Raw genomic sequence first — 20,139 nt, 5'->3', positions numbered from 1 at the left:
GTTGCCCTTTTGGGCAACCCCGCCCCTTTTTTAAAAATTACACCTCTTTGACACCTCTTTGACACCCTTTTGACCCCCTTCACCGTTATGGTTACTATTAACAATCCCATAAAGAAAGGAGGTGAAACAAAATGAAAAGACGTGGCTTTACCTTGATTGAGCTACTTGTCGTCATAGCTATCATCGCCATTCTCGCCGCTATCCTCTTCCCAGTCTTCTCTCGCGCCAGAGAGGCAGCGAGAAAAGCATCTTGTATGAGCAATCTTAAACAAATTAGTAATGCTATAGCTATGTACACCCAAGACTGGGACGAGAGGTACCCCTACTTCGTTTGGAGTCCCGATGGACTACATCACGGTGAACTTTTCCCCTATCTGCTTCAGCCCTACATCAAGAACTGGCAGATTTTCGTTTGTCCAAGCGATGGGAACCCCTGGGATACCTGGTGGTGGGACGGAAGGGATAGCGGGCGACCCGCAACTCCCTACCCACCCGCTGGGCTAAGCTACGGGATGAACGAGGTTCTACATTACGGAACTTCTCTTGCACAAATCCCTGAGCCGGCGAAAACCCTTTCCGTCGCCGACGCTGTCTCTGGTCTTATTTGCGATTGGCACTGGATGCCTGGCAGAGTAATAGCAGCCCACGATTATAAACACGACGCGCATAGCAAGGGAGTTAACATCTTGTTCGCGGATGGACATGTAAAATGGATGTCCAACAGGGCGTTCGTCTCGGATTACCAGAACGGTCTGCTGAAGATACATCCAACCGCTGGACCTTGGATGGATTGGCCTAATGGTGGTTATAGCTATCCGGCAGATTGGTAAAAAGATTGACGACGAAGTAGCTCAGGAGGTAATTGCGGGCGGAGGGAATTTCCCTCCGCCCGCAATATTTTTGTTGGCGTTGTCTTTCTTCCCGCTATAATTTATAATCAGTATCGCCTATGCCCTACGATTTCAAATCCATAGAAGATAAATGGCGTAGAAAATGGAAGGAAGAGGATATCTATGCAACCCGCATAGACCCTTCCAAGCCGAAGTTCTATTACCTGGATATGTTCCCCTATCCCTCTGGCTATCTCCATATGGGGCATGTGAGAAATTATGTGATAGGAGATGTAATAGCTCGTTATAAAGTTGCCACAGGCTATAATGTCCTACATCCTATGGGATGGGATGCTTTTGGATTGCCAGCAGAGAACGCGGCTATCAAACATGGAATACATCCTCAAAAATGGACTTTTGATTGCATCGCGAACATCAAACGCCAATTTGACCTCTTAGGCATCTCTTTTGATTGGTCAAGGGAGATAGCCACCTGTACTCCCGATTATTACAAATGGACGCAATGGTTCTTCGTCCAGCTGTTCAAGAACAACCTGGCCTATAGGAAAAAGTCACCGGTTAATTGGTGCCCTTCTTGTCAGACTGTTTTGGCAAATGAGCAGGTTAAAGGTGGGAGATGTGAGCGCTGCGATACGCCTGTTGTGAAAAAGGACCTTGAACAGTGGTTCTTCCGAATAACGGCATACGCCGAGCGCCTTCTCAACGACCTTGAGCTTCTAACTGAGTGGCCTGAGCGGGTCAAGATTATGCAGAGGAATTGGATAGGCAGAAGCGAGGGGTTGGAAGCGGAATTCCCAATAATAGGGAAGGATATTTCCATAACTATATTCACAACTCGTCCCGATACTATTTACGGTGCTACTTTCGTTGTCCTCGCTCCTGAACACCCTCTTACTTTGGAGCTTGTGAAGGGAACTCCTTTGGAAGCGGAGGTAAGGGAATTTGTGGGAAGGGTTAGGATGCAAAGCGAGATAGAGAGAACAGCTATGGAGAAGAAAAAGGAGGGAATCTTCCTCAACTGCTATGCCCTCAACCCTTTCACGAAAGAGGAGATACCCATCTGGACAGCTGATTATGTGCTTTACGAATACGCGACGGGCGCGATAATGGCTGTCCCAGCCCATGACCAAAGGGATTTAGAGTTTGCTCGCCAGTATGATCTTCCGATAAGGATTGTGATACAGCCACCCGATAACTCTTTGGATGTGGAGACGATGGAGGAGGCTTATGTTGAGCCGGGCATTCAGGTAAATTCGGGTCCCTTCAATGGAATGTGGTCTGAGGAGGCGAAAGAGGCGATTATAAAGTTCGCAGAAGAGCAAGGGATAGGTAAAAGGAAAGTTTATTATAAACTCAGGGATTGGTGCATATCCCGCCAAAGATATTGGGGCGCGCCGATTCCGATGATTTACTGTCCAAATTGCGGTATCGTTCCCGTCCCTGAGGAGCAGCTTCCGGTCCTTTTACCTGAAGATGTTGATTTCTTGCCCACTGGTCCCTCGCCCCTTGCTCGCCATCATTCCTTCCCTTATGTAAAGTGTCCCTATTGCGGTAGCGATGCGCGGCGGGAAACTGATACTATGGATACATTCGTTGATTCATCCTGGTATTTCCTCCGATTCACCAGCCCGAGGGAAGATAAAGCTCCCTTTGATAAAGAAGCGGTGGAGTATTGGATGCCTGTTGACCAGTATGTTGGTGGGATAGAGCATGCGGTCCTTCACCTCCTCTATTCCCGCTTTTTCACGAAATTCCTCTATGATTTGGGCTTAGTTTCCTTCCCTGAGCCTTTCCTAAGGCTTTTCACCCAAGGAATGATTACGCTTGGTGGAAGCGCTATGTCGAAATCAAGGGGAAATGTAGTTACTCCGGAAGAGATATGTGAAAAGTATGGGGCGGATACAGCGAGGGTATATACTCTCTTCATAGGTCCTCCCGAGCTGGACGCGGAATGGAGCGAGCGGGGAGTGGAGGGAGTTTTTCGTTTCCTAAGTAGGGTTTATCGCTTGTTTGAGGAAAACATCGACCAATTTGACCCTGATTGGCGAGGAAAGATAGACCAGCTTGGAGACAAAGAGAAGAGGCGGGTAACTCATTCCACAATCAAGAAGGTAACACAAGATATTGAGAGATTTCATTTCAATACTGCAATTGCAAGCTTAATGGAATTTTCTTCTGCGCTTTACGGTTGGACGCAGGAAGACAATAAGGATGAAAGATGGAGGGTTTCTTTTAGCGAGGGTTTGGAGATGCTCATCCATTTGCTTTCTCCATTTGCTCCCTTTATCTGCGAGGAGATGTGGGAGAGGTTGGGGAAAGGAAGGAGCATTTATTTCGAGAGCTGGCCTAAATGGAGAGAGGAGCTCATTCAAAGGGAGACGCTGACGCTTCCCATACAAGTGAATGGAAAGGTTAGGGGAACGGTGGAAGTTCCAGCTGAGGCGAGCGAGGAGGAAATAAAAGAGGAGGTGCTTAAATTGGAGAGGGTGAGGAGATACTTAGAGGGTAAGCAGTTGAAGAGATTCATCGTTGTTCCCAAAAGGCTTGTCAGTATAGTGGTTGAGTGATCTTAAGGACCTATCGCTTTTCCGCCCAATCCCCCAAGAACGAGGCTTGCAATAAGAATTAGAAACACGAGCAGAGATATGAGTGTGTAAGTCCAATCTCTGTTGAGCAAGAAGAGGAAAAAGGCAAAGATGACCCTCATAATAGGGGTGGCTAAGAGGAGGATAAAGCCGATGGATAGGATGGTGTAGCCGTTAAATCCCGAATAGGATTTAAGAATTGAAAGTATGTCGTGAGAAACGGGGAGAGGTTGAAGGTGGGCTAACAAGATGCCGAGGAAAATTAAGAAGGCGCTAAGAGCTATACCTATCAGCAATACATAGCTTAATATAAGCTCAAATTTTTGGTTATTTCCGTTTCCCATTTTCATAATCCCTCACAGATCATTCTCACTGCTATAACGAAGAGGACGAGGGCAAAAAGGAGCCTTATAGTTGTGTTTCTTACTTTCAATAATATTCTTGTTCCAATCGTTGCGCCCACGAGAACGCCTAAGGCTACAGGAGCGGCAATGAGAGGGTCTATCATCCTAGAAGCGAGATAATAGCCTGCGCTCGCTGCAGCAGTTACCCCAATCATAAAATTGCTTGTCGTAGTGGAGACCTTCATAGGAAGGCGCATTAGGGTATCCATTGCGAGAACCTTGAAGACGCCAGCCCCTAATCCCAAGAGTCCGGAGACGATTCCGGCGATGTAAAGAGTAAATAACCCTTGCCCTACCCCTGTGACCTCATATTTCACTTCTCTACCCAGGGAATCATCATAGTAGGAATCGCTTAGTTTCAGAGCTTTGGCTAAGGGGCTCGCCTTTACTCCTTCTGGTAGTTCTTGCTTTCTCGTTTTAAACATCTGGAGAGCGGAGTAAAGCATAACCAAGCCGAAGAGGATGAAGAGGAAATTAGTTTTTATTGAGGTTCCGATTATTGCTCCTGTTAAAGCTCCTAGGGTGGTGCCGATTTCCAAAAACATTGCTATTCTTATATTAGTGATTCTTTCCCTTAAGTAGGCGACAGCTGAGCCGCTGGAGGTGGCTATTACAGAGATGAGGGAAGCCCCAATGGCGTGGCGGATATCTATGTGTGCGGCGAGGGTTAAAAAGGGGGTAACAATTATGCCACCACCTAATCCGAGGAGTGAGCCGATTAAACCGGCTATTAAAGAAATCAAAAAAGTTATTATTGACAAAGGGGTGCTCATATAAAAAATATTAAAAAGTAAGGAGGTTTTTGACCATGTTGAAGGATTTTTTAACGATAATTTTCACCATTTTTCTTTTGGAATTTGCAGACAAGACGCAAATCGCGGCGATAAGCTTCGCCACGAGGCAGAAGCCAATCGTGGTTTATTTGGGTGTCATATTGGGTCTATCTCTCGCTACAGTCATCTCTGTGGCAATTGGCAGGACATTAGCCTTAACCATTCCATCTAAATATATTAAAATCGTAGCTGGAGCCTTATTTATAGTCGTCGGTATCTGGACGATTTTCGGAAAGTAAAGAAAGGAGGTATAGTGTTATGAGAAAGCTTTTGGCGTTGGTGTTGCTTCTTTCCCTCTCTCTTTTTGCCGATGAGGTCGTATTCGTTGGAGAGAAGGCGTATCCAACGGTTAGCGAAGGGATAAAATATGAGGGAATAAGCGAGATGGGATTTGGTGAGCAGCAAGCGATGGAAACGGTGATAAAGCAGGCTTTTAAAGTAGGTCCCCTGAAGGGTGGGATGGATATAAATATTTCCTATGACTCTAGGGGCGATGTGCCCGAGAAAAAGAAGGGATTTCTGAGAATTGGTTTTGTTGAATATAACAAGGGAAATATATTCTTAAGGTATAGCCCGATAGTGAAGGCGACCTTCGGCTACGGGCTCTTAGTTAACCAGTATACCTCGCTTGACCAGAGGTGCTATTTTGGACGCCTTGGTTCTCCAAAGGCTAATCTACAATTTCTCGTAACTCCAAGTGAGCTGAACATTGTCCGTCTTAGGGGGCGTATAGGTAAAAGCAATATAGGTGCAACGATAGTATGGGATGATAACGCTAATGTAGCTTTGGGACAGGCTAAGGGAGCTTATGGAGTTGATTTGGAGATTCCCCTCCATAAAATAGGATTATATGCTACTGCTGAGTGGGCGAAATTGAGGGATTACGGCGCCGGTGTTTCTTTGGGGATAGTGTTTAGAAAACAAGGTTGGGAATGGAGCAATCAGCTTTTGCTATATGGAGAAAAGTTTGTGCCCGCTTACTATGACCTTTACTACGAAGTAAGCCCAGCAAATCTGAATACGGAGAAAAGGGCAGGAATTCTCTCCCAGCTTTCAAAGAGATTTTTCCAAAACAAAATGATTGCGCTAGCAGCTTTCAGGCAAAATGCAGGAGAGAAGCCTTCTTTAATCCTTCAATTGGGTGGACAACCTCATGAAAAATTCGGCTTGACAGCAACGCTTGATGTTAAAAATTACAAATGGCAGGGACTGGAGACGATAAAGAACTCTAACAGTATGCTGGAAGTGAAGGGGATTTATAATCTAAATCCTAATGTTGACTTGGTGCTTTGCTACAATAAGAGCTGGTTTGAGGATAAGGGAACGAGAAGCGATGCGGAGTATTTCTTCCTAAGGGCTGTGTTTAAGTCCAAATAAAAAGTCTAACCTCCTGGCACCGACCTATTTTCCCCACGAGTCCCCTCGTGAGTATCTTCGGCGCTGGAGGGCTTAACTTCCGGGTTCGGAATGGGACCGGGTGTTTCCCCTCCGCTATGGGCACCAGAAGGTTAGACAATTATAATTTTAACCCCTTTCCATTCCATCGTCAACTACAAAAACATAAATGGAAAATGTTAGTATTTTTTCTAAGCGAAGTCCAAAGGTCTCAACTTCCTCCACCAATTTTTCTCTATCCAAGTGATGGTGAGGGTAAACACAGATTTTACCTGCAGGCTTGGTTATTCTTTTGACCTCGGAGAAGATTTTGTTCCAATCAAGATGATGGAGGACATCAAACAGAAGAAAGACATCAACGGAAGCTGTGGGGAGGGGGAGCTTTCCCTCATCTTGGACTTTTATAATCTTTATGTTATCCAACCCTTCTCCCTCCGCCATTTCCTTTAAATCGCTTAGGAATTTTTCGTTCTTATCAATTGCAAAGACTATCCCACTCTTCCCTACTATTCTCGCGATTGGAATTGTAAATGCGCCCGGACCACAGCCGAAATCAACGATTATCTTCCCTTCCTTAATCCCCATTTGGGGAAAGAGCGATTCTCCCTTAGCCAGTATCTCTACCTTTTCTCCAGATAAATAAGGAAAGGAATATTCTTCATAACGCATTTTTTCAATACCACCCATAATTATAGGCTTCCTCATACATAGCGACTATGTTCTCCAAAGGAGTTATAGGCTGAAGATTGTGGCAGGGAGCGAGTATATAACCGCCTCCTTCCCCTAAGATATCTATGTTTTCTCTTACCTCCTTTCTTACATCCTCTACAGAACCAAAGGGCAATGTCCATTGATTATCCATTGCTCCATGGAAGGCAATCTTATCCCCGAACTCCTTTTTCAATTCTCTCCTATCCATACCTTTGCATCGCCACTGGATGGGATTCAATATGTCTATTCCTGCCGATACCATGTCCGGCAAAATTCTCCTAATAGCTCCATCGCTATGATGGAAAACAAATGCTCCCGCCTGGTGAGCTAAATCAATCATCTTTTTCATCCGGGGCAAAAGAAATGTGCGAATATGCTCGGGAGAATACATAAGATCTTCCTGAGCTCCTAAATCCTCTGATACATATGTTAGCATTACCTTGCCGGGTATAGTTTCGTAAATGCGCAGAGTATTTTGATAACAGAAATCAAATAGCTTATCCAAGCAATAATGCACTATCTCTGGATTCAAAACCAAATCCATGAAAGCTTGTTCTTGACCTCTGAGATACTTGTAGATTAAAAACGGTTCGGAGCCCCCGCCGCTTATCGGATAATCTTCTTTCCCCTCTATCTGCTTAGGGAGGACGGAGTAATCAAACCAATCAACGCTAGGCCAGGTGTAATTCTTCTCTATTTCTTCAACGGAGTTATACCTCGCGAGGGGGTGATAGATGCACTCTGCATATACTCCTGTGCCGTAATCCACTTCTTTATACTTACATCCGTAAATATCCTCGCCCGGCGGTATAGGAGGACCTATATAGGCTGGGGCAACTCCCACAACATAATCAAGGTGAAGGCGTTTTGCTAATTCCTCAAAGCTTGAGCAATTGAGATACTTCATAAGTTTTTGCGTAACCTCTCCAGTCGCCCAATAATCCAGAGGCACTCTATCGGGTTTCTGATGGGTAATAACTGCTAACCATCTCTCTTTTGGCGTCATTGATTCTTTCGGCATGTTATCTATTCCTCCTTTTTTCTTTTTAACTACTGGTTAGTATAATTATATACAAATCAAAGGAGGAGGTCGTATGGAAAGAACAAGAGGCAAGAGAGCAAGATTCCCCCATGGAAAAGTCAGGGTTAAGTGTGTAGAAAAGACGGGCAGAATACTCAGGTTCCTCGCCGAGCGTCCCGAGGGTGTGCCTTTAAAGGAATTGAGCCAGGAGCTGGGCATTATCCCCAGCACTCTTCATCATCTCCTCGCAACTATGAAGGCTGTAGGATACATTGAGGAAGAGGAGGAGAAATACCGCATTGGATTGGGTTTGGTAGAGTTAGTATTTAGCTATCTTGCTAAAACAGACCTTTTCACAGCAAGCCATCCTGAAGCAAAGAGATTAAGGGATAAATTCAACCAGACAGTAGCAGTTATTTCCTATAGAGGAGGCAAAGAGTTCCCTATCATTGAATTACCAAACAGAAGTTATATTCAGGTGAATCTGGTTTTCTCTCAAGGCGATGTGCCTACCCTTCACGCCACAGCAAGTGGTAAGATATTGTTAGCTTACTCAACGCCGGATGTCTTCTCTGATTACATCAATGGGAAAGGTTTACATAAATTCACATCTAACACTATAACTGACCCCAAAGCCTTGCAGGAGGAATTGGAAAGGATTAAAGAACAAGGCTATGCTCTTGATAGAGGGGAGTATCGGGAGGAAATTCTCGGCGTTTTTGCTCCTATATTTGATGCCCATAGGGACCTTGTTGGAGCAATTGGGATAATAACCCTTCTCTTCAAACATTCGCAAGAGGAGATAGAGGAATTCATAAAGGGATTAACCGAAGCTGGGAAGAAAATATCCAGCAAGCTTGGTTATGTATTATCAGAGTGAAATTTTTTGCATGAAACATTGAAACATTTTGAGCCATTTTTTAGTCTAATATAATTGGTCAAACATGGAGAAAAAATTTGACGATATGGACATTTGCTTTTATAATATAAGTTTGTGTGTAATCTCGCATACCATCCGGTTTCCCGCAGGCTTATGTTAGAAGCCGTGTCGTTGATTCTTTATCCCGTTTTGCATTAATATGCTAGTGTGTGATTTTTCCTGTGATTTTAATGAGGCTCTCTCTCCTCGTGAGAGGGGGCTATTTATCGCTTCACCCAAAAATCTATAAAGAGGTGAAAGAACTTGGGTTTAGAGGAAACCATCCAAACAACCAAAATTACGGAGGTTTCTCTTCTTGAGCGTGCGGACCTCTTAGAGGTTCCACGAAAATCTTATCAGGAGTTTTTGGAGAAGGGTCTGCGAGACCTATTCCAGACCTTCTTCCCCATAAGGGATTATACCGGGACGATGGTCTTGGAATTCGTAGATTATACTCTCGGCGAACCACCTTATAGCGAGGATGAATGCAGAGCTCAATCTCTGACATATCACGCTCCTTTAAATGTGAAGTTTCGTCTCATCAACTACACCTATGGCGAGGAAATAGCTGAACAAGAGATAAACCTTTGCGACATTCCATTGATGACGAGCAGGGGAACATTTATCATTAATGGTTCGGAGAAAGTAGTGGTAAGCCAGTTGACTCGTGCACCTGGCATTTATTTTGACACCTCAATGGGCGTTAAGAAGGGAGGAGCGATTTCCTATAAGGGAGAATTGATACCCTCCGAAGGAGCGTGGATAAAGTTCCGCACGGAGGGAAGATGGGTGGAAACGAACCAGGAGGAAACGCGGGGTTTGAAGATAGCGGAAGCTATATATGTAACTATAGGCAAGGCGAGGAGTTTTCCCATCACCCTTTTAATCAGGGCTTTAAATAGCGAATATCTCCCCATAAAGAAGGAGCTATTGGTCGGCAGGATAGCAAACGAGAACATCGTGGATAAGCGAACTGGAGAGGTAATAGTGAAGAAGGGTGAGGCAATAGACGAGGAGACGGCGGAGAGGATAGAAGAGGTAAGGGGAAGGTCAAGCTGGGATGGTCCAGTTCCGATTGAGCCAAGGGTTGCTTTGGAGAGAGACGATGTGATAAAAGTCATTGCTCCACCGGGTCCTTCCAGCAAGAATGAGGATTTAATCCAGTTATTTGGTAAGAAAGTAGTTTTAGAGAGACCGAATGCGGAGGACCTTTTAGGCAAGTATGTTGGAGAGGATGTTAAAAAGGGAGAAGAAGTCGTAGTTCCCGCCTTCACAAAGATTGAGAAGAAGGAGCTCGCCAGAAAGATAGAGAAGCTGGGGTTAGATAGATTGATCGTATATGAGCTTCCCAAGAAAATGGAGGAGACTATAAGAGAGGATGTTCTTTTGAAGGTTGTATCTGAGCAAGATGCTTTGAAGGCGTTCTATAAGGTTATGCGGTCCGGTGATGTGAGGCATGCAGATATCAAGGGAGCTGAGGCTCTTCTTTATGGATATCTTGGAGATTTGAGGCATTATGACCTTGGCGATGTGGGTAGAAGACGCCTCAATGCCAAGCTCTCCATAAATGTCCCATCCCATGTGCGGTGGCTTACGAAGGAGGATTTCGTTGGTGTTGCGAAATATATGGTTGAAATTTCCTCTCTTGAGGAGGGAGAGTTCGAGCCAGATGACATAGACCACTTAAAGAATAAGAGAGTAAGACCGGTGGGTGAGCTTCTCCATCTATTCCTTCGCCCTTATTTTGTTCAATTGGAGAGAGCGATAAAGGAGAGGATGGCAAGCATCCCCCGTGATAAAGCGGGAATCACTCCCGAGATGCTCATTTACGCCCGTCCTTTGGAGGGAGCGATAAAAGCCTTCTTTGCAACGGGACAGCTCACCCAATTTATGGACCAAACTAATCCCCTATCCGAGCTCACCCATAAGAGACGCCTCTCAGTTCTCGGTCCGGGTGGTTTAACGAGGAGGAGCGTTAGCTGGGAGGTGCGAAATATCCATCCTTCTCATTATGGAAAAATTTGTCCGATTGAGACCCCCGAGGGACCAAATGTCGGGTTGATAACCTCTATGACGAGCTATGCTAAGGTTGATGAGAATGGTTTCATCGTCACTCCTTATAGAAAATTGGACAATGGCAGGTTGACTAATGAAATAGTTTACTTAGACCCAGAGGAGGAAGAGAAGTCCTATATAGTGCCCGCTGATGCTAAGGTAGATGAAGAGGGAAGATTAGTAGAGAAGTATATAAGAGTGAGGCATGGCAAGGAATTCCCAGTTATTGAGAGGGAAAGGGCACAGTATATGGAGGTAGCTCCTGAGCAGGTATTTTCCCTTTCTGCTTCCCTAATTCCTTTCCTTGAGCACGATGATGCGGACAGAGCTTTGATGGGCGCTAACTATCAAAGGCAGGCTGTTCCCTTGCTTATTCCCCAAGCCCCCGTCATAAAGACGGGAATGGAAGCAAAGGTAGCTGAGAGCTCCCAGGCGGTCGTTATAGCAAAGGCGGATGGAATTGTGGAAAAGGTGGATGGAAAGGAAATAGTCATAAGGAGAATGGACGGCGAGAGGGACGTTTATCCACTATACAATTTCCGGCGCTCCAATGAGGGAACCTGCATACATCAAAGACCGATTGTGGATAAGGGCGACAAGGTAAGAGCGGGTCAAGTAATCGCAGACAGCCTTTCCACGGATAAAGGGGAAATAGCGTTGGGTGCTAACCTCCTCATCGCTTATATGCCTTGGGAAGGTTATAACTATGAGGACGCAATAGTCATATCCGAGAGGCTGGTAAGGGAGGATGTGTTAACATCTATTCATATAGAGGAATACGAAACAACGACGCGTAAGACACCTTTGGGTGAGGAGGAGATAACAAGGGATATACCACAGGTAGGTGAGGAGAATCTAAAGAATTTGGACGAGATGGGTATAATTCGCATCGGGGCAAGGGTCGGACCTCACGATATCCTGGTTGGTAAGATTGTCCCTAAGGCTCCAAGGGAACTCACGCCCGAGGAGAAGCTCGTAAAGGCTCTCTTCGGGAAAGCTGGGGAGGATGTGAAGGATATTTCCTTGAGGATGCCTCATGGGGAAAGGGGAATAGTTGTTGATGTTAAGATATTCTCGCGATTTAAATATTTCTGTCCTCGCTGTGAAAAGAAATACATTTTCAGCAAGGAGCCCACATCTGAGCAGCTTTCCTGTGAGGTATGCGGTGCGGAGATTGTGAGGGAAGAGGAGGATACCCTGCCCCAGGGGGTGAACTCATTAGTGAGGGTTTATGTTGCCCAGATACGCCCGATAATGGTTGGGGACAAGCTTTCCGGAAGACATGGGAATAAAGGAGTAATCGCTAAGATTCTTCCCGTTGAGGATATGCCCCATCTACCAGATGGGACTCCCGTTGATATAGTCCTCAACCCCTTGGGCGTCCCTTCACGGATGAATATTGGGCAGCTCTACGAGCTGCATCTTGGTTGGGTGAGTAAAAACGAGGGCATTTCCTTTGTGTGCCCTATCTTCCGGGGTCCTAAAGAGGAGGATATAAAGAAATTGATGGAGAGGGTAACGGATAGAATGAGGCGGGAAAGACTCATAGAGTTCCTGGAGGAGACAGCCCCTAAGGTTCTTGATAAATTGGAGAGCGGGGAAACATTTGAGCAAACGCTCAATAATCTTGAGAAGCTTATAAGGCAGCTTCCAAAGGAGGAGGTATCTCCCTTAGCCAATGGGGTGGGATTGGACAAGAAAGACGAGAAAGAGATATGTGATAGGATAAGGGCAATCATAAATGAGAGGATAGGGTTTGACGAGAATACAGGCAAATGCACCCTTATTGACGGGAGGACTGGCGAACCTTTTAGCCAGAAAGTGGCGGTTGGTTATGGTTATATAATGAAGCTTGAACATCTCGCTGAGGATAAGATGCACGCTCGTTCAACAGGCACCTATTCCCTTATCACCCAGCAACCCCTTGGTGGGAAGGCGCAATTTGGTGGGCAGAGGTTCGGGGAGATGGAGGTTTGGGCGCTTGAAGCATATGGCGCTGCACACACCCTCCAGGAGATGTTAACGATAAAATCGGATGATGTGGAAGGGAGAAGGGCGGCTTTTGCCAAGCTCGTAAGGGGCGAGGTGTTGGAATTGGGAGGTGTGCCTGAATCATTTAACATCCTCCTCAGTGAGCTCAGGTCCCTTGCTTTGAATGTTACACCTGAGACGGAGGAGGAAGAATCTACTGAGGAAGGGGAGGCGATAGAGAATGAATAATCTCATAACCGCCTTAAGAATTAGAATAGCTTCTCCAGATGACATAAGGAGCTGGTCTCACGGTGAGGTCAAGAAACCGGAGACAATAAATTATAAGACCCTAAAACCTGAAAGAGACGGGCTCTTCTGCGAGAGGATATTTGGACCAGTAAACGATTACGAGTGTCATTGCGGTAAGTACAAGAAAGTTCGCTATAAGGGGGTCATCTGCAATCGCTGTGGGGTGGAAGTGACGACCTCAAAAGTGAGAAGGGAGAGGATGGGGCATATCGAGCTTGCCTTCCCGGTCGCTCATATCTGGTTCGTTAAGATGGTTCCAAACCCCATTGCCAATCTTCTTGATATGCCTACTAAGCAGGTAGAAAGGGTTATCTATCTTGATGCTTACATTATTACCGATGTTGATTATAAGAGAAGGGAAGAGGAGATGGAGAGCATAAGGGAGGCGGTGGAAATGGAGAAGCAAATGGTTACGAGGGAAGAGGATAAAAAGTTGTTGGATGTGGGTTTGGATGTGTTTGAGAGAGCTTACGAGAAAATGTTGCTGACGGATAGCGAGTTCAGGGGTTTGGAAGCCGTTAATAGGACAATTTCAAAACGACTTGGTAGACATTACGAAAACATAGTTGTCGCTTCTATAGGTGCTGAGGCGATTCAAAAGCTTTTGAAAAAGATAGACCTTGAGGAAGAAGCAAGAAGGCTTAGGAAGGAGATAAAGGAGTTAACAGGTGCGAAGCTGATCAAACGTATAAAGCAGTTGCAGATAGTTGAGGCATTCCGACGCTCCAAACAGAGACCGGAGTGGATGATTTTGGAGGTTATACCTGTTCTTCCACCTGACCTTCGCCCTATGGTTATGCTACAGGGTGGAAGGTTGGCGAGCGCTGACCTAAACGACCTCTACAGAAGGTTGATAAACCGCAATAACAGGGTAAAGCACCAGATAGAAATGGGTGCCCCTGTTTCCATCCTCACGCATGAGAAAAGACTACTACAGGAATCGGTTGACGCTCTTCTTGATAATGGACGCAAACAGCGTCCTATTATCGGACCACAGGGACGCCCCTTACGCTCACTCTCAGATATACTCAGGGGCAAGGAGGGTAGGTTCAGGAAGAATCTGCTTGGCAAGAGGGTTGATTTTTCAGGGCGCGCGGTGATCGTCGTTGGTCCGGAGCTCAAGCTTCATCAATGCGGTGTGCCCAAGGAGATGGCTCTGGAGCTATTCAAGCCCTTTGTGATGAGGGCTCTGATTGAGAGAGGATACGCGGCCTCTCAAAAGAGCGCAAAGAAGGTAATTGAGAGGATGGATCCAGTTGTTTGGGATATTTTGGAGGAGGTAGTTAAGGAGCACCCAGTGCTTCTTAACAGGGCTCCCACTCTTCATAGGATGAGCATTCAGGCATTTGAGCCGGTTTTGATAGAAGGAAAGGCAATTCAACTTCATCCCCTTGTATGCCCTCCTTACAACGCTGATTTTGACGGGGACCAGATGGCGATTCACATTCCCCTTTCCCAAGAAGCTCAAGCAGAAGCTCGCGCGCTTATGCTCTCCACTCATAACATCATATCCCCTGCTCATGGCGACCCCATAATTGTTCCCACCCAAGATATAGTCCTCGGTATCCATTACCTAACAAAGGTTAGGGAAGATGCCAAAGGGGCATATGTGCAAACAGGAGAGATATTCGCCAATCCAAACGAGGCGATTTTGGCATGGGAGTTTGGGGAAGTGGATATGCACGCTCCTATCAAAGTGAGGTTGGAAGATGGGAATATAGTGGATATTACGGTTGGGAGGTTGTTGTTTAGTGAGATTCTGCCCGAGAGTATGCGTTGGTGGGACCTCAGCAAGCCAGAGGTTGACAAGAAGCTCATCCGCAATTTGATAAAGGAATGCCATAAAATATATGGGGAAGAGAGGACGGCTAAGTTCCTTGATGATATGAAGGAGCTTGGTTTTAAGATAGCGACTAAATCGGGAATCTCCTTCTCGGTATCAGACCTCAATATGCCAACGGAAAAAGAGCGAATAATAAAGGAGACGGAGGAGAAAGCGAAGGAAATAGATGAAGCATATCAGCAAGGTATCATATCCCCGGACGAACAGGAGAGGCAGATAATAGACCTGTGGAAAGAAGCTGGTGAAGAGGTAACTAGGCAATTGATAGCGAATGCCGATATCTTCAATCCCGTAGTTATGATGGCGAAGTCAGGTGCAAGGGGAAGCGAGAGGCAGATTGTTCAGCTCTCGGGTATGAGAGGTTTGATGAGTGACCCATTTGACCGTCTGATTAAAGACCTTGTAGTTACATCCAACTTCTACGAGGGATTGCCTATCCTTGAATACTTCATCTCCACTTATGGAGCGAGAAAAGGACTCGTTGATACAGCTTTGCGCACCGCCCACGCGGGTTATCTCACGAGGAGGTTGGTTGATGTAGCTCAGGATGTGATAATTCGTATAGATGATTGTGGAACAGTTAGAGGCTTGGAAGTGGGTCCTGTGAAGGATGAGTCAGGTAATGTTATAGTGAGATTAGCGGAGCGAATAAAGGGTAGATGTCCAGTAGAGGATATTAAGAATCCGCAAACGGGAGAGGTTATGGTTAAGGCTAACGAGCTGATAACCGAGGAGATGGCGGAAGAGATAGAGAGAGCAGGTGTTCAGAGCGTTAGGTTGCGTTCACCCATTACCTGCGAGGCTGAATTGGGTGTTTGCGCGCGTTGTTATGGAGCAGACCTTTCCACGGGGAAGCTCGTTGCGAAAGGAACGGCTGTCGGGATAATCGCAGCGCAATCAATTGGTGAGCCTGGAACCCAGCTCACCTTGCGAACCTTCCATACCGGTGGAACGGCGGGAAGAACCGTCGTAGATAGGGTGGGAGGTCTGACAACCATTTGGAGAAGAGAAGCTATAAAGACTATTCGGGAGGATATGGAGAGGGGGCTTGTTGACTTAGAGGGGATGACAACTAAGGAAGTTACCACCGCTCTTCAAAGGATTCTCAAAGCTCTTGAGATTCCCGAGAAGGGAATACATAGGGTTGAGGGATTGTTTGAGGTAAGTAAGACGCTGAGGGGTGAGGCGATAATAGTTGAGAAAGATGGAGTGGTTGTTGATATAAGAGAGGAAAGAGCGGGACTACCTACGGTTATCGTTCACTCCCGTGAAAAGGTTAGTGAGGAGCTATTGGGCGAGGTATTAGGGGAAGATGTGAAGGACCCTGCGACGGGCAGAATCATATTAACCGCTGGAACAAAGCTGAAGAAAGAGGATATCAGGCTCTTGGTTGAGGAATATGCCGAAAGTATACCAGAGGTTGTAATAGAGAGGAGATACCTTACTCCTTATAGAGGTGAGAAATTAGTGGGGTTGAAAGAAGAGGTTAAAGCCGGGCAAAGGCTTACGAGAGGTCCTGTTGATTTGAACCTCGTGCTCAAATATCAGGGAATACAAGGTGTATACGATTATATGATTTCGGAGCTTCAGCAAATTTACAAGTCTCAGGGAGTGGACATAAACGATAAGCACTTTGAGATAATCATTCGCCAAATGTTGAGGCGGGTCAAGGTGAAAGACCCGGGCGACACAGACTTTTTGCCAGGCGAGATTGTGAATGTGGATGTGTTCAATCAGGAGAACAGGAGGGTGGCTAAGGAGGGTGGGCGAATAGCGAAAGGAGAGAGGATACTTTCCGGCATTACGGAGGCGGCTTTAGCCAGCGATTCCTTCTTGTCGGCTGCCTCCTTCCAGGAAACGCCCCAGGTTCTCGCGAAGGCGGCAATAGAGGGGAAGAGAGACCCTCTTATCGGTTTGAAGGAAAACGTGATTATTGGGAAGCTTATACCTGCGGGGACGGGTTTCTCAAAATATCTAAATTTAATCCCCGTTGCAAGGGAGGGTTCTTGACGAATGAACAAAATTGATTTAATATATAATATGCCCCTCATTTCTGAGAAGAGGGGCAAAAATTTGTGGAGGTTTGATAGAAGACTATGGCAACAGTCAATCAATTAGTTAGAAAAGGAAGAAAGAAGAAAACAAGAAAGACAAAGGTTCCCGCCTTAGCGGGCTGTCCGCAGAGGCGGGGGGTGTGCCTTATTGTCCGAACCGCACGCCCTAAAAAGCCTAACTCCGCCCTGCGGAAGGTCGCCAAGGTGCGCCTCACAAGTGGAGCGGAAGTAACCGCTTACATACCCGGCATCGGACATAACCTCCAGGAGCACTCCATAGTGCTCGTGCGAGGGGGACGTGTCAAGGACTTGCCGGGTGTTAGGTATCATATCGTGCGAGGAACACTTGATGCGGCGGGTGTGGAAGACAGAAAAAGAGCCCGCTCAAAGTATGGAGCTAAGCCTCCAAAGGTGAAATAATATGCCGCGCAGAGGTAGCGTTCCACCCAGAAAGATTGAGCCCGATTTGGTCTACGGCAGTGAGCTGGTGCAGAGAGTTATAAATCGGGTTATGAAGAAAGGGAAAAAATCCCTTGCGGAGAAGATAGTTTATCGGGCGTTGGACATAGTAAGAGAAAAGACTGGTAAGGACCCCGTAGAGGTCCTTGAACAGGCAATTGCGAATTTGAAGCCCGAGGTTGAAGTGCGCCCCCGTCGTGTTGGTGGTGCTACCTATCAGGTGCCCATTCCTGTAAGGGAGCAGAGGGCGCTTTCCCTTGCCATCAGGTGGCTCGTTACCTACGCCAGGGGACCAGAGGGTAGGTTAGAGCAAGGCTATAGGAGACCGGAAAGAAGGATGGAGGAAAGGTTAGCAGGAGAAATTATAGATGCTTACAATGGAACTGGGGGCGCTATGAGGCGTAAGGAAGAGATGCACAGAATGGCGGAAGCCAATCGCGCCTTTGCCCACTATAGATGGTAATGTAGAGAGGTAATTGATATGCGGAAATATCCCCTGAGTAAAATTCGCAATATAGGTTTCGCTGCTCACATAGACGCCGGTAAGACCACCACTACCGAGCGCGTCCTCTTCCATACGGGCAAAATCCACCGTATGGGAGAAGTGGACGAGGGGACAGCTGTTATGGATTGGATGGTGCAGGAGAAGGAAAGGGGGATAACGATTACCTCCGCTGCTACCACTTGTTTTTGGAAGGAATGCGCTATTAACATTATAGATACTCCAGGACATGTGGATTTCACCGTGGAGGTGGAGAGGAGTTTAAGGGTTTTGGATGGGGTTGTTGTCGTCTTCTGCGCAGTGGGTGGGGTCCAATCTCAGTCGGAAACTGTCTGGCGGCAGGCAAACAAATATAAGGTTCCGAGGATTGCCTTCGTTAATAAGATGGATAGAATAGGGGCTGATTTCTTCAATGTAGTGGAGAAAATAAGGGAACGCCTCGGTGCCAACGCTGTTCCCATCCAAATACCGATTGGGGCGGAATCGGATTTCCAAGGGGTCGTGGACCTCTTGGAAATGAAAGCTTATATTTACTCGTCAGAGGAAGGGCAGGAAATAGAGCGTGCTTTAGAGGAATTTCCCGCTTCCCTAAGAGAGTTGGCTGAGTTGGAGAGAATAAAGATGTTGGAGAAAATAGCGGAGACCGATGACGAATTTTTAGAGAAGTACTTGAACGATGCCTTCACAATTGAGGATGTAAGGAAGGCTATAAGGAGAGCCACCATCTCATATAGGATGGTTCCCGTGCTTTGTGGCTCCGCCCTAAAAAATAAAGGAATCCAAAGGCTATTGGACGCAATCGTTGATTATCTACCCTCCCCACTTGACATCCCTCCAATTGAGGGAGTCAATCCTTTAACAGGTGAAAAGGAAATCCGGAGGGCAAGTGAGGAGGAAGACTTCTGTGCCTTAGCTTTTAAGATAATGGCTGACCCCCATGTGGGAAAATTGACATTCATTCGCCTTTATTCGGGTTCCCTAAAGAAAGGCGATATGGTTTACAACCCCAGAAAGATGGTAAAGGAAAGAGTGGCAAGGATTTTGCGTATGCACGCCAATTACAGAGAAAACATTGTTGAAGCATATGCCGGAGATATAGTTGCTGTGGTGGGGGTCCCTTCAACAATCACAGGTGATACCCTATGTAGTGAGGAGAGACCGATAGTTCTTGAAGCACCTCAATTCCCTCAACCGGTAATATCTATGGCGATAGAGCCAAGGACAAAGGCAGACGAGGATAGGCTTGCATCTTCTCTCCAAAAGATGGCCACTGAAGACCCTTCCTTCAAGGTCCATACTGACCCTGAAACGGGGCAAATCATTATCTCTGGGATGGGAGAGCTCCATTTGGAAATAGCTGTGGATAGATTGAAGAGGGAGTTTGGCGTTGATACGAGGGTGGGCAAACCGCAGGTCGCCTATAGAGAGACGATAACGAAGAAGGTGAGGCAGGAGGGTTTCTATATTCGCCAATCGGGTGGTAGGGGACAGTATGGGCATGTTGTGATAGAAGTTGAACCTCTTCCAAGGGGGAGTGGTTTGCAGTTTGAAGACAAGGTCACCCAGGGAGCTATCCCTAAAGAGTTCATTCCCGCAGTAAAAGCTGGGATTGAGGAAGCTGCGGAGTATGGTGTTCTTGCCGGTTATCCAGTTGTTGATGTGAAAGTAACTCTAATTGATGGTTCCTACCACGAGGTTGATTCCTCGGAGATAGCCTTTAAACTGGCAGCTTCCCAGGCTTTCAGAGAAGCATTAGCCAAGGCTGAACCAATTATTTTAGAGCCTATAATGGAAGTAGAGATAGTTGTTCCTACGGAATATCTTGGCGATGTCATCAATGACACGGTAGCTCGTCGGGGGAAGCTGGAATCAACAGAGCCTTCCCCAGGCAATACGGTTACAATTCGTGCATTCATCCCCTTGGCGGAGATGTTTGGCTACGCCACAGTCATAAGGTCTCTTACACAAGGGAGAGGTATATACACTATGCAGCCATCTCATTACAGTGAGCTTCCCGAGAGCTTAGCAAAGGAGCTCATCTCCACCGTAAGGGGAGCGGGTGCCCTTTGCGAGCTTTCTCTAAAAAGCGAGGAGGTGAAGTGATATGGCAAGAGCGAAATTTGAGAGAACGAAGCCACATGTTAATGTAGGAACTATTGGACATGTGGACCATGGCAAGACGACGCTCACCTCGGCGATAACCCTCGTCCTTTCCAAGGAGGGGTTG

The 20,139-nt window shown here is 46.4% G+C and carries 15 protein-coding genes and 1 rRNA gene; 11 read left to right on the top strand and 5 right to left on the bottom strand.

Features of this window, described 5'->3' with window-relative positions:
- Window positions 1–131 precede the first annotated feature (131 nt).
- Together H5T88_10625 and H5T88_10620 are read left to right on the top strand one after the other, a co-directional pair.
- A complete protein-coding gene (locus tag H5T88_10625) occupies window positions 132–830 on the top strand; it encodes a DUF1559 domain-containing protein (protein MBC7330787.1) in 699 nt (232 codons plus the stop codon).
- A gap of 119 nt (window positions 831–949) precedes the next feature.
- Complete coding sequence (locus tag H5T88_10620; protein ID MBC7330786.1) at window positions 950–3,418, top strand: leucine--tRNA ligase; 2,469 nt, start codon at window positions 950–952, stop codon at window positions 3,416–3,418.
- A 2-nt stretch (window positions 3,419–3,420) separates the two neighbouring features.
- On the opposite strand, the gene H5T88_10615 is transcribed toward H5T88_10620, so the two are convergent.
- Window positions 3,421–3,786 carry a DUF1634 domain-containing protein gene (locus H5T88_10615; GenBank protein ID MBC7330785.1) on the bottom strand — a complete coding sequence of 122 codons (366 nt, stop codon included), beginning with the start codon at window positions 3,784–3,786 and terminating at the stop codon, window positions 3,421–3,423.
- Complete coding sequence (locus H5T88_10610; protein ID MBC7330784.1) at window positions 3,783–4,613, bottom strand: sulfite exporter TauE/SafE family protein; 831 nt, start codon at window positions 4,611–4,613, stop codon at window positions 3,783–3,785. Before H5T88_10610 ends, H5T88_10615 begins: the two co-directional genes overlap by 4 nt.
- A 35-nt stretch (window positions 4,614–4,648) precedes the next feature.
- Between H5T88_10610 and H5T88_10605 the strand changes: the two genes are divergently transcribed.
- Window positions 4,649–4,912 carry a TMEM165/GDT1 family protein gene (locus tag H5T88_10605; protein MBC7330783.1) on the top strand — a complete coding sequence of 88 codons (264 nt, stop codon included), beginning with the start codon at window positions 4,649–4,651 and terminating at the stop codon, window positions 4,910–4,912.
- 19 nt (window positions 4,913–4,931) lie between these two features.
- Entirely contained in the window at window positions 4,932–6,050 is a 1,119-nt protein-coding gene (locus H5T88_10600; GenBank protein MBC7330782.1) for a hypothetical protein, read from the top strand.
- An 11-nt stretch (window positions 6,051–6,061) separates the two neighbouring features.
- On the opposite strand, the gene rrf is transcribed toward H5T88_10600, so the two are convergent.
- The 3 genes from rrf to H5T88_10585 form a co-directional block, all read right to left on the bottom strand.
- Window positions 6,062–6,178, bottom strand: a 5S ribosomal RNA gene (gene rrf / locus H5T88_10595).
- A gap of 19 nt (window positions 6,179–6,197) precedes the next feature.
- The gene (locus H5T88_10590; protein MBC7330781.1) at window positions 6,198–6,755 is read right to left on the bottom strand and encodes a class I SAM-dependent methyltransferase; all 558 of its coding nucleotides are present in this window, start codon (window positions 6,753–6,755) and stop codon (window positions 6,198–6,200) included.
- Complete coding sequence (locus H5T88_10585) at window positions 6,742–7,800, bottom strand: uroporphyrinogen-III decarboxylase-like protein (protein ID MBC7330780.1); 1,059 nt, start codon at window positions 7,798–7,800, stop codon at window positions 6,742–6,744. The genes H5T88_10590 and H5T88_10585 overlap by 14 nt, the downstream gene beginning before the upstream one ends.
- A 73-nt stretch (window positions 7,801–7,873) precedes the next feature.
- On the opposite strand from H5T88_10585, the gene H5T88_10580 reads away from it, so the two are divergent.
- The 7 genes from H5T88_10580 to tuf all read left to right on the top strand — a co-directional run.
- Window positions 7,874–8,680, top strand: coding sequence for an IclR family transcriptional regulator (locus tag H5T88_10580; GenBank protein ID MBC7330779.1), 807 nt, complete (start codon window positions 7,874–7,876; stop codon window positions 8,678–8,680).
- A gap of 336 nt (window positions 8,681–9,016) precedes the next feature.
- Window positions 9,017–12,994 (top strand): DNA-directed RNA polymerase subunit beta, encoded by a 3,978-nt coding sequence (locus H5T88_10575; GenBank protein MBC7330778.1) that lies wholly within the window; start codon window positions 9,017–9,019, stop codon window positions 12,992–12,994.
- Entirely contained in the window at window positions 12,987–16,907 is a 3,921-nt protein-coding gene (gene rpoC / locus H5T88_10570; protein ID MBC7330777.1) for a DNA-directed RNA polymerase subunit beta', read from the top strand. The genes H5T88_10575 and rpoC overlap by 8 nt, the downstream gene beginning before the upstream one ends.
- An 86-nt stretch (window positions 16,908–16,993) precedes the next feature.
- Complete coding sequence (locus tag H5T88_10565; protein ID MBC7330776.1) at window positions 16,994–17,371, top strand: 30S ribosomal protein S12; 378 nt, start codon at window positions 16,994–16,996, stop codon at window positions 17,369–17,371.
- A 1-nt stretch (window position 17,372) separates the two neighbouring features.
- Window positions 17,373–17,873 carry a 30S ribosomal protein S7 gene (gene rpsG / locus H5T88_10560; GenBank protein ID MBC7330775.1) on the top strand — a complete coding sequence of 167 codons (501 nt, stop codon included), beginning with the start codon at window positions 17,373–17,375 and terminating at the stop codon, window positions 17,871–17,873.
- Window positions 17,874–17,891: 18 nt separating this feature from the next.
- Entirely contained in the window at window positions 17,892–20,015 is a 2,124-nt protein-coding gene (gene fusA / locus H5T88_10555; protein MBC7330774.1) for an elongation factor G, read from the top strand.
- Window position 20,016: 1 nt separating this feature from the next.
- The coding region (gene tuf / locus H5T88_10550) for an elongation factor Tu (protein ID MBC7330773.1) at window positions 20,017–20,139 on the top strand (123 nt) is incomplete at its 3' end.

It is taken from the genome of bacterium (assembly GCA_014360495.1).
Taxonomy (GTDB): Bacteria; Armatimonadota; JACIXR01; order JACIXR01; family JACIXR01; genus JACIXR01.
This window is presented reverse-complemented; position numbering and strand designations above follow the sequence as displayed.